The organism is Streptomyces griseoloalbus (assembly GCA_014650015.1).
GTDB lineage: Bacteria > Actinomycetota > Actinomycetes > Streptomycetales > Streptomycetaceae > Streptomyces > Streptomyces griseoloalbus.
Window position 1 is genome coordinate 60,382 of the sequence record BMUD01000018.1, and the last position, 14,622, is coordinate 75,003.

Consider the following 14,622-nt stretch of genomic DNA (forward strand, 5'->3'; position numbering starts at 1 on the left):
GCGCTACGGCCGCCCCCCTCGGGGACGGCCGTAACCCTGTGAGCCGGTGCTGCCTCAGCCGCCGAGCCTGGTCCGCGGGCGCGGAGCGAACCCCGCCGCCTCGTAGCACGCGTCGATGAGCCGCATCGTCGTCACCGCGTCGTCCGTGCCCAGCGCGAGCGGCGCGCCCTCGCGCACCCGGGCGGCGAACGCCTCCAGCTGGTACGTGTACGACGACCGTGTGCCGAGGTGTTCCGTGCGCTCGCCGTCCGCGGTGCGGACGACGACACGGTCGTCCCTGTGCGGGAGCACGAAGTTCGGGGCCGTCGCCTCGCCCCGGCTGCCGACGACCCGGATGCTCATCTCCAGGCGGTCGTACGCCATGTGGCAGCGGGCGGTGCCCGTCGCGCCGCCCGGGAACCCCAGCTCGGCGTCCAGCCACTCGTCCACGCCCGAAGCGCCCCGCCGCTCGCCCGCCCGCGCCGCGAGCAGGAGGGGCGCGCCGCCCGCCCACGGGGCGAGCATGCGCAGTGCGTGCAGACTGTAGCAGCCGAGGTCCATCAGGGCGCCGCCGGCCAGCGCGAGCGACCAGCGGGGGTCGGTGTCCTGCGGGGCGGGAGTCGCCACCATGGCCTCGGCGTGGCGGAGCTCGCCCAGCTCGCCCGAGGCCAGCAGCTCGTGCAGACGCCGGGTGACCGGGTGGAAGAGGTAGTGGAAGGCCTCCATGAAGACGGTGCCGGACCTCGCGGCCGCCTCCCGCACCTCCTCGGCCTCCCGCGCGTTGCTCGCCGACGGTTTCTCCGTCAGGACGTGCTTGCCGGCCGCCAGCGCCGCCACGTTCCACGGGCCGTGCAGCCCGTTGGCGAGCGGGTTGTAGACGACGTCCACCTCGGGGTCGGCCAGCAACGCGGCGTACGAGCCCAGGGTTCGCTCCACGCCATGGGCCGCGGCGAAGGTCTCGGCGCGGGAGCGGTCGCGGGCGGCCACCGCGACGAGGCGGTGGCCGCCCACCCGGGCCGGGGCGATCAGGGAGCGCTCGGTGATCCGAGCGGCGCCCAGGATTCCGATGCGCAGGGGTTCCCGGCCGGTGTCGGTCATGCCTGCCGTACCTCCCCGAGGGTGACGGGACGGTGCTCGTGCAGCGACAGTGTGCACGCCTCGGCGATCCAGCCCGCCTCCAGGGCGTCCGCGATCGTGCACGGCGAGGGGCGGGCGCCCGCCACCACCTCGGTGAACGCGGTCAGTTCGGCGCGGTAGGCGGCCGTGAAGCGGTCCATGAAGAAGTCGTGGGGGACGCCGGCGGGGAAGGTGACGCCCGCCTCCACCGAGCGCAGCGGCAGCTTGTCCTCCAGACCCACCGCGATGGAGTCCGCGAAGCCGTGGATCTCCATGCGCACGTCGTGCCCCCGGGCGTTGTGGCGGCTGTTGGAGACCACCGCGATGGTGCCGTCGTCCAGGGTGAGGATCGCGCCGGTGGTGTCGGCGTCGCCGGCCTCCTTGATGTAGTCGGCGCCCCGGTTGCCGCCGACCGCGTACACCTCGGTCACCTCGCGGCCGGTGACCCAGCGGATGATGTCGAAGTCGTGCACCGAGCAGTCGCGGAAGATGCCCCCGGACGCGGCGATGTACGCGGCCGGCGGGGGCGCCGGGTCCAGCGTCGTCGAGCGGACGGTGTGCAGCTTGCCCAGCTCCCCGCCCCGCACGGCGGCCCGCGCGGCGACGAAGCCCGCGTCGAAGCGGCGGTTGTAGCCGATCTGGACCGGCACGTCCCGGCCCTCGACGGCCTTCAGCACCCGTACGCCCTCGGTCATGGTGCGGGCCACCGGCTTCTCGCAGAAGACGGGGACGCCCGCCTCCACGCAGGCGAGGATCAGCTCCGGGTGGGCGTCGGTCGCGGCGGCGACGACCACGCCGTCCACCCCGGCGCCGAGCACCGCCTCGGGGGAGTCGGCGACCTCGGCGTCGAACCGCTCGGCGGCGGCCTTCGCGGCGTCCGCGAACGGGTCGGAGACGACGAGGGACTCGACGACGCCGAGCCCGGACAGGGTCTCGGCGTGGAAGGCGCCGATGCGGCCGAGGCCGAGGATTCCGATACGCATGGGGGACGTGCTCCTTGCTTGCGGGGGTCGTACGAGCGGGGAGTGGGGGAGGTCAGTCGAGGCCGCCGAGGACGTTCTGGTCCCAGTCGATCACGGAGCCGGTGACCACGCCCGAACGGTCGGACAGCAGCAGGACCACGAAGTCGGCGATCTCGTCCGGCCGGCCGAGCTTGCCCATCGGCAGCCGCGCGGCGGCCTGCTCGCGCCAGTCGTCACCGGCGCCGTGGAAGGTGCGCTGGGTGGCGTCCTCGCCCTCGGTGGCGGTCCAGCCGATGTTCACGCCGTTGATCCGGATCCGGTCCCACCGGTGGGCGTGCGCCGCGTTGCGGGTCAGGCCGATGAGCCCGGCCTTCGCGGCGACGTACGGCGCCAGGAACGGCTGGCCGCCGTGTGCCGAGGAGGTGATGATGTTGACGATCGTGCCGGGCTCCGCGCGCCGCACCATGTCCGCGACGGCGGCCTGCATGGCGAAGAACGGCGCCTTGAGGTTGATGGCGACGTGCTGGTCGAACAGCTCGGGCGTGGTGTCCAGGAGCGTTCCGCGCGAGGTCAGGCCCGCGGAGTTCACCAGGCAGTCGACGCGCCCGTACGCCCGGACCGCCTGCGCGACGGACGCCTTCGCCTGCCCGGCGTCCGCCAGGTCGGCCCGGACGAACATCGCCGTGCCGCCCGCGGCGGCCAGTTCGGCCACCAGCGCCTCACCCGGTTCCGGACGCCGCCCGGTGACGGCCACGACCGCCCCCTCGCGGACCGCGGCCCGCGCGACGGCGGCGCCGACCCCCTGGCTGCCGCCGTTGACGAGGACGACCTTGTCGTCGAGAAGTCCCATGATCGGTTGTGGATTCCTTTCAGCTCTCGCGCCGCTTGGCGCCGGCCCGCAGTTCGTTCCGCAGGGTCCGCGCGGTCCACCCCTCGCGCAGCGCCCGGCGTACGACGTCGGCCTGCGAGGGCGGGGCCAGACCGTCGACCGGCGGGTCGCTGTCGAGGTTGGTGGGGAAGGCGTAGCCCTCGGCGCTCGCCGCGATCACGTTCTCCAGCCACTGCTCGCCGGCCCCCTCGGCCTTGCGGCCCAGGAGCACCGGGTAGACGGCGCCCGTCACCGCCTCGCGGTCCACCGTCTCCATCGCCCGCCCGAACGCGGAGGACACCTGGAGCAGGTTGGCCATGCGCCGGATGTCCGGCGAGCGGTTGGCGCCGGCGGCGTGGAACAGCGCGGGATTGAAGAACACCGCGTCGCCCTTGGCCAGGGGCAGTTGTACGTGGTGCTCCTCGAAGTACGCCCGGAACTCCGGGAGTCGCCAGGCGAGATAGCCGGGCTCGTACTTCTGCGAGTGCGGCAGGTACAGCGTGGGCCCGGACTCGACGGGCATGTCGCAGTGCGCCACCGCGCCCTGGAGGGTGAGTACGGGGGAGAGGCGGTGCACGTGCGCCGGGTAGGCGGCGGCGACCTCGTTGGAGAGGAAGCCGAGGTGGTAGTCGCGGTGCGCGGTCTGGGCGGCGCCGCCCGGGTTGACCACGTTGACCTGGGAGGTGACCTGGTAGCCGGCGCCGAGCCAGGCCGCGGAGACGAGCGCGATCACGTCGTTGGCGTAGTAGTCGGCGAACGCCTGCGGGTCGTACAGAGCCGCCTTCTCCAGGGCGTTCCACACCCGGTCGTTGGCGCCCGGCTTGGCGAAGTGGTCACCGGCGGTGGCGCCCGAGGCGCGCTGCTCGGCGATCAGGGCGTCGAACACGGCGGTGGTCCGGTCGACCACCGCCGGGTCGGGGAAGGCGCCGCGGACGACCAGGATGCCGGGGCCGTCGGCGAGGGCGCGCACCAGTTCGGCCTGGACCTCCCGGCGGCCGGCGAGGGCGAGCCGGTCGGCGTCGTAGAGCAGCACGTTCCGCTCGACGGCCGAGGCGTGCGGGTAGGCGCCGGCCTCGGTCGACTGCTCGACCAGCGCGCGGAAGGCGTGCAGGTCGCAGTCCCGCTCGGACAGCCAGGCGGCCGGAGCGGGGGTCTGCTGGTGGGCGGATGCGGACATGAGGTCGTCCCTTCGGGTCACGGAGCGACGCGGCTCTGCCATTCTTGTCAGTACAAACCCTTCGAACAACCAGCAGGAAGCCATCAAAAACCCCTCAGGAGCCGCCGCATGGGCCACCCCTTCCCGATCCGGGAAATCGCACGTCAGGCCGGGTTGAGCGAGGCCACGGTGGACCGGGTCCTCAACGGCCGGGGCGGGGTACGGGAGAGCACCGCCCGTGAGGTGCACCGGGCGATCGCGGATCTGGACCGGCAGCGCACCCAGGTCCGTCTCGTCGGACGGACGTTCATGGTGGACATCGTGATGCAGTCGCCGGAGCGGTTCTCCACCGCCGTGCGCGCCGCCCTGGAGGCCGAACTGCCCTCCCTGCACCCCGCGGTGGTCCGCTCCCGCTACCACTTCCGCGAGACGGGTCCGGCCGGCGAGCTGGTCGCCGTACTCGACCGGATCGGCCGGCGCGGCTCGCAGGGGGTGATCCTCAAGGCACCCGACGTGCCCGAGGTCACCGCCGCCGTCGGACGGCTCGCGGCGGCCGGCGTCCCGGTGGTGACCCTGGTGACGGACCTGCCCGCGAGCGCCCGGGTGGGGTACGTCGGCAGCGACAACCGCGCTGCGGGCGCCACCGCCGCCTATCTCATGGGGCAGTGGCTGGGCGACCGGCCCGGCAATGTGCTCACCAGCCTCTCCAGCGGTTTCTTCCGCAACGAGGAGGAGCGCGAGATGGGCTTCCGCAGCGCCATGCGCGCCCGGCATCCCGAGCGCGCCCTGGTGGAGATCGCCGAGGGCCAGGGTCTGGACGCCACCCAGTACGACCTGGTCCGGGCCGCCCTGGACCGGGACCCGGAGATCCGCGCGGTCTACTCGATCGGCGGTGGCAACATCGCCACCCTGCGCGCCTTCGAGGACGCCAGGCGCGACTGCGCGGTGTTCGTCGCCCACGACCTCGACCACGACAACACCCGGCTGCTGCGCGAGCACCGGCTGTCCGCCGTGCTCCACCACGATCTGCGCCACGACGTGCGCGAGGCCTGCCACGTCATGATGCGCGCCCACGGCGCTCTGCCGCCCGCGGGCCCCACCCTGCCGTCCGCGATCCAGGTGGTGACCCCCTACAACATGCCCGCCACGCCTATGGGGTGACCCAGGTGCCGCTCTCGGCCGACCGCGCCATCGCGTCCAGCACGGTGGCGCTGTGCACGGCGTCGGCGAGGGTCGCGCCGTGCGGGACGCCCTCGGCGACGGAGCGCAGGAAGCGGTACGCCTCGATCACCTTCAGGTCGTCGTACCCCATGGCGTTCGCCGCCCCCGGCTGGAAGGCACCGAACTCGCCGTGGCCCGGGCCGACGTACACGGTGCTGACGGGCTGGTCCTGGTAGGCGGTGCCGCGGCTGACGCGGAGTTCGTTCATCCGCCGGAAGTCCCAGAAGACCGCGCCCTTGGTGCCGTGCACCTCGAAGCCGTAGTTGTTCTGCTCGCCCACCGACACCCGGCAGGCCTCCAGCACCCCGCGCGCGCCGGACGCGAAGCGCAGCAGGCAGCTGACGTAGTCCTCGTTCTCCACCGGGCCGAGTGCGCCGCCACTCGCGCGGGAGTGGCCGGCCGTGGCGCCGGACGGACGCGCCCGCTCGGGGAGGAAGATCGCCGTGTCGGCGGTCAGCGAGGCGATGTCGCCGAGCAGGAAGCGGGCCAGGTCGGCGCCGTGCGAGGCCAGGTCGCCGAGCACCCCGCTGCCGCCGCGCTCCCGCTCGTAGCGCCAGGTCAGGGCGGATTCGGGGTGGGCGGCGTAGTCGCTGAACAGCCGGACGCGGACATGGGTGACCGTGCCGATCCCACCGGAGGCGATCAGTTCCCGGGCCTCCTCCACGGCGGGCGCGTTGCGGTAGTTGAAGCCGACCGCGCCCTGGACTCCCGCCCTGGCGGCCGCGTCGGCGACGGCACGGGCGTCGTCCGGGCCCAGGCCCACCGGCTTCTCGATCCAGATGTGCTTGCCGGCCTCGGCCATCGCGACACCGATCTCGCGGTGCAGGAAGTTCGGGGCGGTGATGCTGACGGCCTTCACCCGTGGATCGGCGGCCACCTCCCGCCAGTCGCGGGTCGTCGAGGCGAACCCGAACTGCGCGGCGGCCTCCTCGGCCCGGCCCGGCACCTCCTCGGCGACCGTGACCAGCTCGGGCCGGACGGCCAGCTGCGGATAGTGGTGCCGCACGCGCGCGTACGCCTGGGTGTGCACCCGCCCCATCCAGCCGAATCCGACGACGGCGACACCCAGCGCATCCACCATGAAAGCCTCTCTCCGGCCCGGTCCCTGTTCTGTCCGCTCACCCTCTTCGGACCCCGGCGTCATGTCAACCTTTTGACAGGACAATCCGCCCGCGCTGAACGTCGGCGGAGGAGGCGGTCGCCATCACCGAGTGCCGCCTGGTCCTCGAAGGGCTCTGCGCGGCCAAGGCTGCCGCCGCCGTCACCGACGGACAACTCGCCGAACCGGCGGAACTGGGCACGGCGATGCGCAAGGCCGTGGCCGGCGGCGAACCGTTGACCTACTCGGAGCTCAACCACGAACTCGACGCGGGCGACTACCCCCTGATCGCCACCCCGGAGCTGACCGACCGGCTGGTCGAGGTCTACCGCGCCACCCAGCCCGACGTCGTGCTCACCCACCCCGTCGAGGACCCGTACAACGGCGACCACCCGGCCGCCCACCGCATGGCCCTGGAGGCCCGCGTCCTGGCCCAGGCCATCGGCTACCCGGGCGAGGGCGAGATCATCGGCGCCCCGCCCGTCTTCTACTTCGAGCCGCACCAGCCCGAGATGTGCGGCTTCAAGCCCGAAGTGCTCCTCGACATCACCGAGGTGTACCGGTGTCTCCGCGCGGCGCGACGCCGCGCCGGGGTCAGCGCGCCGCGCGCACACCGTCCAGGGCGACGGACAGCACCCGGTCACGCTGGGCGTCGTCGAGGAAGTTCGTCGCGGTGATCCCGGCCACCATCCGCAGCAGGTCGTCGAAGGCGATGTCCCGGCGGGCCTGCCCGGCTCCCTGCGCCCGTTCGAACAGCGGGGCGCCCGCCGCGTACATCGACTCGCGGCAGGCCAGGAAGATTTCCGACTCGCCGTCCAGCGCCTCCCGGATGGCCCGCTTGGTCACCGTGTAGTCCACGAACCGGCGCAGCCATGAGGCCAGCGCCTCCCACGGCTCCTGGCCGGTGACCTCCTCGGCGAACCGGCACAGGTCGTTCACCTCGCCCGCGTAGACGCTCTCGAACAGGTGCCGACGGGTCGGGAAATTGCGGTAGAGCGTGCCGATGCCGACGCCGGCGCGGCGTGCGACGTCCTCCAGGGAAGCCTCCGAGCCGTGCTCGGCGAACGCCTCGCGGGCCGCGGCCAGCAGGGCGTCGTAGTTGCGGGCGGCGTCCTTACGGTGCGGTCGCCGGGACGCCACGATCTCGCTGACGGGGAACGGCTGGGCGGTCACGGTGGCCTCCGGAGGGCCTCGATTGAAACGGAGGGTTGCCTCCGCCACAGTGGAGGGGTACCTCCACTTTAGCAGTCCACGGCGATCACACCCCGTATCCGTCTTCCGCACCACCGCGTACGACCTTCCGCCACGGGCCCTGCCCCGCACGCACCGCTCGTCCCACGCCAACCGTTCCGCGACCGCTTCCCACGGCCGCCGGAGTGCCCGATGCCGCGGCATCCGAGGTGAGCGGCAGCATCAGCGATCTGTCCGCCGTGATCGCAGCCGGCGGTGGTGTCGGCATGGCGGCGGCCGGCCCGATCGTCACCGCTCTCGACCACCGTCGGCTGTTCTGGATCCCCGTGGCCGTCGTCGCGGTGACATCACTCATCGCCCTGCGCTGCGTACCGGCGTCGCCGAACCGCACCGGGGGCGGCGTCATTTCGTACCGGACGCCTCCGCATCCGCCTCCGCGGGGACGGGCACCCCGTAACCGGAACCGGCCGCCCTCCGCCGCACGGGCTGAAATCCCGCCGTCCTGGTGCCACCGCGCACATGCGGTAGGGTTGACCTGCGTGATCACGCGGTTCACCGCGCGACACGCATCGGGACGTGGCGCAGCTTGGTAGCGCACTTGACTGGGGGTCAAGGGGTCGCAGGTTCAAATCCTGTCGTCCCGACACGCGACGGGCCGTCGGCCCGGCTCAGGGCCTTGTCTCACTTCGGTGAGGCAAGGCCCTTGATCGTTTCTGGGGCCACCGAACGGGGGAGCCCCACATGCGGGGTGCCGGTCCGGGCTTGAGCCTGAGGCCATGAGCATTCGTCCATGGGTGATCGTCGAGGCTCCGGACAAGCGTGGTCTGCGCAAGGTCGTCGTCGGCAGCAAGAGGGTCGGCAGCGCCTGGTCTTTGCGTCAGCTGCGGGACATGCTCGGCGACCTCGGTTATCCCGAAGACATGGACATGGAGGACCCGGCATCCGTGTGCTGGCGCGGAGGGGGCAGTGGTACATGGCCCGACCGTGCCGGACGAAGGCGCACGGCCGCCGCGCTGATGATGGCGGGACTGCTCGCCTCCATGGCCCTCAACGTCGTCATCGGATGGCCGGACGCCATCGGCGCGCTGACCTTCGCGCAACGAATAAGTGGGGCCCTGTTCGTCCTGTCCGGAGTGGTACAGGGTGCGGCCGCGATCACGGTGGTCGACTACTGGGGGAAACGGCAGAGCAGGAACTCCGGGGCGATCGTCCTGCTCGGAGTGCTTGTCGCGCTGGCCACGGACAGCCTCTTGCTGTTCATGTGGTTCGACGAACGAGAGTACACGCCTTACCTGCTCGTCTTCATGCCTGCTTGGTGCTGGTCCGTGTGGGCGCTCTGGCTCCTCGTCCGCGAGAGGTCGTGGCGGGGAATGCGGCGTCCCAAGACATTCGCGGCCGGTGTCCTCGCGACATCGCTCTTGACCGCCGTGAGCCTGGCGTACTCCACCATGTACCAACCGGCAGCGGCTCCGATGCGCTTCATCCTGAAGGCAGAGTTCGGCACGTCGCGGGCCGACCACATACGGCCGTTCCTGCAGGTCCCGTTGACGTTGTACATGAAGAACGCCGGAGGAATCCCGGTATACATCATCAATGATGACTACACGGTATACGGCCGAAGTTCCGAATACATCGATGGCGATGACCGTCTGGAGGAGTGGAGAAGAAGCCTGGATGAGAATCGTGCGGAGGATGCCGAACGTTACGTCGATCGGTTGGAATTCACAAAGATCAGCAGTGAACGCCTCTATCGTCCTGGTGACTGGCTGGACGTCGGGCAGGAATTCTCTCTGAAGCGCGTTGTGCAAATTCCAGTCAACACCGAGTTCGACACGATCAATGTCGTCCTGCAGATCACCTACATGAGGAAGGACCGGGGGAAACTCGACGTAGATCAATTCAGGCGGCCCCACCGGTCGTGGGACAAGGCCGAGGGCCGTTACTACTGCCCGCCGGAGAGGTGTGGGGAAGAGCTCTACTATCACGGCAGGGTGCGACACAACAACAACCTGGTCAACGTGACGCGCAAACCGCGATATGTGACGGCGGTCTGGTCTCCCAGCGAAAGACCCGTCTATTCCATCTCGTCATTTCACTTCGAGGGCCAGGTTGCCCGTTCGGAAGAGGAGAGGGATGTGGGCAGATATGGTGCCTCGACGGCTTACGCCGACTCGGAGATGTCTGTCGCGGAATTGCTGAAATCCTCCGGGATCGGCAGCGGTTGACGTCGTTTCACGCCATCCCTTGGGCCTTCTCGACCCAGGTTCCTGCCGCTACCCCCTGCCGGTCGAGCTGCAGAGCCGACTTCAGGCAGTGCAGTCCCGGAGTGCCGACGATGCCGAACAGCTTGTCGGCCGGTACGAACTCGGCGAGCTTGGGGATGAGCCGCGCGACGTCGAATGGGGCATTGTCGAACTTGTTGTTCTGCAACTGGGCCTGCACATCGAGGATTTTATTTCCGGATTCCTGGGACTTCCAGTAGTCCTTCACCCCTTCGGTGTCCCACTTCGCGGGAGTCAGGTCTGTCAGGCCCCCGATGAGCTTGGGCTCCGGGACGGACTTGAACACGGCATTGGCGCAGACTTCGGCGGCCTTGCCGGGTGTCGCGTCCGGCAGGCCCTGCGCGGCAGCGGTCTCCTCCAGTTGTTCATCCAGCCGGTCCATCTTCTCGTCCAGTTCCTTCTGCTCTCTGTCCCGGTCCTCCTCCGACACCCTGGGGTCACTGGTCGCCTGCAGCGACGAACTGGCCTCGTACGCGGTTTCCGCGAGGCCCTCACGGTCTCCGCCGGACGTTTCGGACTCGCTGATCGTGGCCAGCGCGACGCCGATCGTCATCTCGGACTCGAGACTTCCCTGCACGGGGCTGCTTCCCCTCATGTCCCCGCCGTGGCTCCGCCTCAGGACGACGCGGTTCAACTGCTTCACGGTGTTGATCAGATGTTCCCGCAGATCCTGCGGCGTCGCCGGGTCACAGATCAGCTTCAGGACGGTCGTCGACCTCTGTACGGTCAGGATGATCAGGGACTGCTCTTCGGGCGGCACGCTCGGGTCACTGGCCGCATCCAGTACGGACGTCACCTGTTTCACGATCCCGATCAATTCTTCCCGTACCTCGGCGGGCACGCTGGAATCCTTGATCGTCTTCAGTGCGGCAGCGATGTTCTTCGCGGTGCCGATGATTCCGTCCTTTGCCTGCGGCGGTGTCTCCGGGGCCTGGGCCTCCTGCAGTACGGCGGTCAACTGCTCGACGGACGGCTCCAGTTCCACGGGCACTTTCACCGTTTCCTTGCTCAGCTCGGTGGTTACGTCTTCAATCTCCTGCTTCTGCTCCGTGGCGGACTCGGACACCGTTTGATTCGGCTCTACGCCGGGTCCGGAGTCCTGATCGGTCTTCGGAGCACCGTCGGACTCCTTCGATTCATCCGTCGCAGGGGGCGCGGGACTCTCCGGTGTCGACGTGTCGCCCGGGGTCGGTGCCGACGTGTCGCCCGGGGTCGCTGCGGGTGTGTCGTCCGGCGTCGGTGCCGATGTGTCGCCCGGGGTCGGTGCCGATGTGTCGCTCGGCGTCGGTGCCGGCGTGGGCGTATCGCTCGGCGGTGGCGGGGGCTCGGACGGGGGTGGAGGGGGCGTTGTCTGGGCGGGCATCTCAGCCGTGATCCGGTCGCCGACGTGAGACGCCGCCACGGCACCGGTCACACTTGCGGGCAACGCAAGCGCTGTAGCCACGACAGATACGCCGACCGTGCGGGAGACATGTCGCCGGAGGGTTCTGGCCATGAGGGTTCCAGATGCGATTCGCGTCCTGCTGCGCGTCCAACGCGGGCTCTGCCCATCTGCGGGCGGCGGCTGCGCGGAAGAGATGGAGATCGAGATCCGGCTCGGACCGTACGGGGCGTCCCTGTGACCCAGTCTTCACCCGCAGCGCACGGCCCGCAACGCGAGCACGTTCACGCCGACCGAACCGGTCGAGCGGTGGTGGCGTGGGCCGGGGACGTCACCCTCCCCCCGAAGGTGACGTCCCCGGCCGCTCCCCGGCGCCGGACTGTGGCTCGGATGTCCGTGGACGGTCCTGCCGTGCCCTCACCAGCACATGACCGCCGTCTCGCCGGAACCCCACGCGGAGTAGAGGCGGATACGGACGTAATAGCGGCGGCCCTTGACCAGCCGGGCCGCGATGGTCGCGTTGCGCGGGCTTCCGCCGTCGTCGTGACCGGCGAGGAAGCGTGGCTCCCCGTCCCGCTCCTCGAAGAGCACGACGACCCGGTCCGCCTCACCGAAGGTGCCCACCGTGTAGTCACGGGTCTGAGGCGGATCGATACGGAAGTCCGCCTGCTCACCGGGGCCCAGACCCAGCGGCACCGAGCGGAACGGCAACAGCGCGGGCGGCCCCGGCGTATCGGCCGGCGGGTACCGGCGGAGCACGAAGTCCTTGTCGGCGGGGGAGAGGGTGCCGGCGGGGTGCACACCCCCGCGGTACTGCTCCGGCTCCAGGATCAGCCCCGGCGGGAACGCGTACTGCATGATCGACTGCGGGTCCCAGACGGAGCCGTTGACCTCGTCAGCGCCCAACTTGCGCAGGATGTTGTGGTATGTCCTGTCCCGGTTCCAGTGGTTCGGGGGGCCCGCCAGCTCGGCGTACACGGCCTCGTCGTCCCAGTGGATACCGGCGTACGGGCTCTGGTGCTCGTGCAGCATCCCGAGCGCGTGCCCGATCTGGTGCAGGGCCGTCGCGCGTTCGCCCGGTGCGGTCAGGTCCCATCCGAAGTTCATGGTGCGGTCGTGCATGCCGACCCGGAGCGCGTCGCGGCCGACGGCCGACCAGGAGCCGTCGCCGGGCTGGAACCCGATGCGCAGCTCCGCCTCGGTGCGGTCGTGGACCTCGGTGAACCTCAGGCCCAGCCCGAGCCCCCGCCACTCGTCGAAGCACTCGCGCACGACGTCCTGCTGTTCCTTGGCACCGCCCCAGGGAATCCACCGGGTCCGCCCGGTTCGGGGAACCGCGATCTCCGAACCCGCCGTGTCGCCGGCGAAGAAGCAGTAGTGCAGCACGGTTCCGTTGACCCACAGCCGCCGCCCGCCGATCAGCGCACCGAGCCGCTCGGCGGCCAGGCCCGGCGCGAACGCGGGGGCCGGCTGCGGCGGCAGCGAGCAGTGGCGAGCGGTCATGGACCACAGGCTGCCGTGCGGTGGGGTCGGGGCGCCTGAGTCGGGGTCTGCTCAAGTGACCCTGTATCAGGGGTGAGTACCCGTGCTCCCGTTCTCGTGACGACTATGCGACGGGATGCCATCGGGCCGTACGAGAAGGACGCGACGACCCTTCGGTCGCCCTGGCCGTTCACCGGCCGGGAGGACGAACTCGACCTGGTAGGGCGCTCGCTGACCGGCGCGCGGCGCGGCCTCGTGGTGACCGGACCGGCGGGCCGGGGAAAGACCCGGCTCGTCACGGAGGCCGTGCGGGGCACGGACTGCGCCCGTGTCACGGCAACGCCGCAGACCCGGCACCTCCCCTTCGCCGCCTTCGCCCCGCTGCTGCCCGAGCCCGTCACGCCGCACCGCGCGCTGCGGCACCTCTCCGGGATGCGGACGCTGCTCGTCGACGACGCCCATCTGCTCGACGACGCCTCCGCCGCCCTGGTCCACCAGCTCGCCGTGTGCGGCGGCATCCGGCTGCTGGTCGTGGTCACCGACGGCGAGCCGGTGCCCGCCGCCGTGTCCCGGCTGTGGACCGGGGAACTGCTGCCCCGACTGGCCCTGCGGCCGCTGCCCCGGGAGGACACCGCGCGGCTGCTCGCCGCCGACGCGGACCACACCCCGGAGCCGCTCACCGCGCATCGGCTGCACCGGCTGTGCGACGGGGATCTGCGGCTGCTGCGGGAACTCACGGACGCGGTACGCGAACACGGGCGGGACATCCGCGTCCCGGGGACCGACACCTGGGCCTGGCGGGGGCCGCTGCCGCTCACCCCGGCGGTACGCGAACGCACCGGCCGCCTCCTGGACCGGGCCCGCCCCGAGGAGCGTGAGACGCTCGACCGCCTCGCCTTCGCCGAACCCCTGCCGCTCGATGCCGACGACCTCGACCTCACCGTCCTGGAACGCCTGGAGACCGACGGCCTGATCCACGTCGACGACCTCGGCGGCATCAGCCTGGCCCACCCCGTGCACGGCCAGGTCCTGCGGGCCGCCGCCGGCCGGCTCCGGGCCCGCCGACTCGCCCACGCACCCGAGGACTGCGCCCCCGCGCTGGACGCCGAGGCGGCTGAGCTGACCCGACGGATCGCACGGGCCGACGTGGCGGCCGTCCCGGCGCCCGTGGGGGACTGGCTCGTGGGCGAGGGAGAGCCGGTCACGGCCGGGTACGCGGCCCTGCGCGCCCGGTACGCGCGGCTGCGCGGCGAACTGCGGGACTCGGCCGCCTGGGCACGCGAGGGCCTGCGCACCGCCCCCGCCGACGCGGCCTGCCGCGCCGCACTCACCCTCGCGGAGGGGATCCCCGAGGCGGACGGTGACCCGTACGACGCCGTACGCCTCGGCAGCCCCGAACGGGCCGCCGGCCGGCTCAACGGTGTCTTCGCCGACCACGCCGACGCGCTCGCGCGGGCCGACGGACCCGCACTGGACCGGGTGGCCGAGGAGCTTCAGCGGCGCGGCTTCCTGCTGTTCGCCGCCGAGGCGTACGCCCAGGCCGTACCGGCCCACCGCGAACCGCACGCCGCCCGCACCGCCCGCACCCGCGCCGCCGCACTCGCCCGCCGCTGCCAGGGCGCCCGCACACCGGCGCTGGCGGGCCTGGTCCTGGGCGAACTCACCGCGCGGCAACGGCAGATCGTCACCCTGGCCGCCGAGGGCCTGAGCAACCGCCAGATCGCGGAACGCCTCACGCTCTCCGTCCGCACGGTCGGCAACCACCTCTACGGCGCGTACACCCGACTGGGCACGCCCAGCCGGGCGACCTTGGGCCGCTTCACGGACCCACTGCGGACTCAGCCGGCCTGACCGGTGTGGCGTTGGCCCAGGACCTCGGCGATTC

General features: G+C 71.3%; 11 protein-coding genes, 1 tRNA gene and 2 pseudogenes. 6 read left to right on the forward strand and 8 right to left on the reverse strand.

The window, feature by feature from the left end; all coding sequences use genetic code 11:
• Window positions 1–54: 54 nt before the first annotated feature.
• From IE178_RS25205 to IE178_RS25220, 4 genes are read right to left on the reverse strand one after another with little or no spacing between them, the layout of a single operon-like run.
• Window positions 55–1,077 (reverse strand): Gfo/Idh/MocA family protein, encoded by a 1,023-nt coding sequence (locus IE178_RS25205; RefSeq protein ID WP_193513867.1) that lies wholly within the window; start codon window positions 1,075–1,077, stop codon window positions 55–57.
• The gene (locus IE178_RS25210) at window positions 1,074–2,078 is read right to left on the reverse strand and encodes a Gfo/Idh/MocA family protein (RefSeq protein WP_193513868.1); all 1,005 of its coding nucleotides are present in this window, start codon (window positions 2,076–2,078) and stop codon (window positions 1,074–1,076) included. Before IE178_RS25210 ends, IE178_RS25205 begins: the two co-directional genes overlap by 4 nt.
• Before the next feature lie 52 nt (window positions 2,079–2,130).
• On the reverse strand, window positions 2,131–2,907 hold the full coding sequence (locus IE178_RS25215) for an SDR family oxidoreductase (RefSeq protein WP_184762439.1): 777 nt from the start codon (window positions 2,905–2,907) through the stop codon (window positions 2,131–2,133).
• Window positions 2,908–2,926: 19 nt separating this feature from the next.
• Window positions 2,927–4,102, reverse strand: coding sequence for a phytanoyl-CoA dioxygenase family protein (locus IE178_RS25220; protein WP_193513869.1), 1,176 nt, complete (start codon window positions 4,100–4,102; stop codon window positions 2,927–2,929).
• Window positions 4,103–4,210: 108 nt separating this feature from the next.
• Between IE178_RS25220 and IE178_RS25225 the strand changes: the two genes are divergently transcribed.
• The gene (locus tag IE178_RS25225; RefSeq protein WP_193513870.1) at window positions 4,211–5,242 is read left to right on the forward strand and encodes a LacI family DNA-binding transcriptional regulator; all 1,032 of its coding nucleotides are present in this window, start codon (window positions 4,211–4,213) and stop codon (window positions 5,240–5,242) included.
• On the opposite strand, the gene IE178_RS25230 is transcribed toward IE178_RS25225, so the two are convergent.
• Entirely contained in the window at window positions 5,232–6,383 is a 1,152-nt protein-coding gene (locus IE178_RS25230) for a Gfo/Idh/MocA family protein (protein WP_193513871.1), read from the reverse strand. The genes IE178_RS25225 and IE178_RS25230 overlap by 11 nt on opposite strands.
• A 110-nt stretch (window positions 6,384–6,493) precedes the next feature.
• On the opposite strand from IE178_RS25230, the pseudogene IE178_RS36190 reads away from it, so the two are divergent.
• A pseudogene (locus IE178_RS36190) lies at window positions 6,494–7,078 on the forward strand (PIG-L deacetylase family protein); the annotation flags it as partial.
• Here IE178_RS36190 and IE178_RS25245 read toward each other — a convergent pair.
• Window positions 6,996–7,574 (reverse strand): TetR/AcrR family transcriptional regulator, encoded by a 579-nt coding sequence (locus IE178_RS25245; protein ID WP_193513872.1) that lies wholly within the window; start codon window positions 7,572–7,574, stop codon window positions 6,996–6,998. The pseudogene IE178_RS36190 and the gene IE178_RS25245 overlap by 83 nt on opposite strands.
• Before the next feature lie 215 nt (window positions 7,575–7,789).
• Between IE178_RS25245 and IE178_RS36195 the strand changes: the two are divergent.
• From IE178_RS36195 to IE178_RS25255, 3 genes and pseudogenes are all read left to right on the forward strand, one after another.
• Window positions 7,790–7,996, forward strand: a pseudogene (locus IE178_RS36195) (MFS transporter); the annotation flags it as partial.
• Window positions 7,997–8,162: 166 nt separating this feature from the next.
• Window positions 8,163–8,236 (forward strand) — tRNA-Pro (locus IE178_RS25250).
• Between the two features lie 132 nt (window positions 8,237–8,368).
• Window positions 8,369–9,817: a Yip1 family protein gene (locus tag IE178_RS25255; protein WP_184762444.1), complete on the forward strand. Its 1,449-nt coding sequence runs from the start codon at window positions 8,369–8,371 to the stop codon at window positions 9,815–9,817.
• 7 nt (window positions 9,818–9,824) lie between these two features.
• Here IE178_RS25255 and IE178_RS25260 read toward each other — a convergent pair whose 3' ends face one another.
• On the reverse strand, window positions 9,825–10,940 hold the full coding sequence (locus IE178_RS25260; RefSeq protein WP_184762445.1) for a hypothetical protein: 1,116 nt from the start codon (window positions 10,938–10,940) through the stop codon (window positions 9,825–9,827).
• A 732-nt stretch (window positions 10,941–11,672) separates the two neighbouring features.
• Complete coding sequence (gene absR1 / locus IE178_RS25265; protein WP_193513873.1) at window positions 11,673–12,758, reverse strand: beta-glucuronidase AbsR1; 1,086 nt, start codon at window positions 12,756–12,758, stop codon at window positions 11,673–11,675.
• Between the two features lie 105 nt (window positions 12,759–12,863).
• Here absR1 and IE178_RS25270 point away from each other — a divergent pair, with 105 nt between their 5' ends.
• A complete protein-coding gene (locus tag IE178_RS25270; protein ID WP_193513874.1) occupies window positions 12,864–14,588 on the forward strand; it encodes a LuxR family transcriptional regulator AbsR2 in 1,725 nt (574 codons plus the stop codon).
• The last annotated feature ends 34 nt before the right edge of the window (window positions 14,589–14,622 follow it).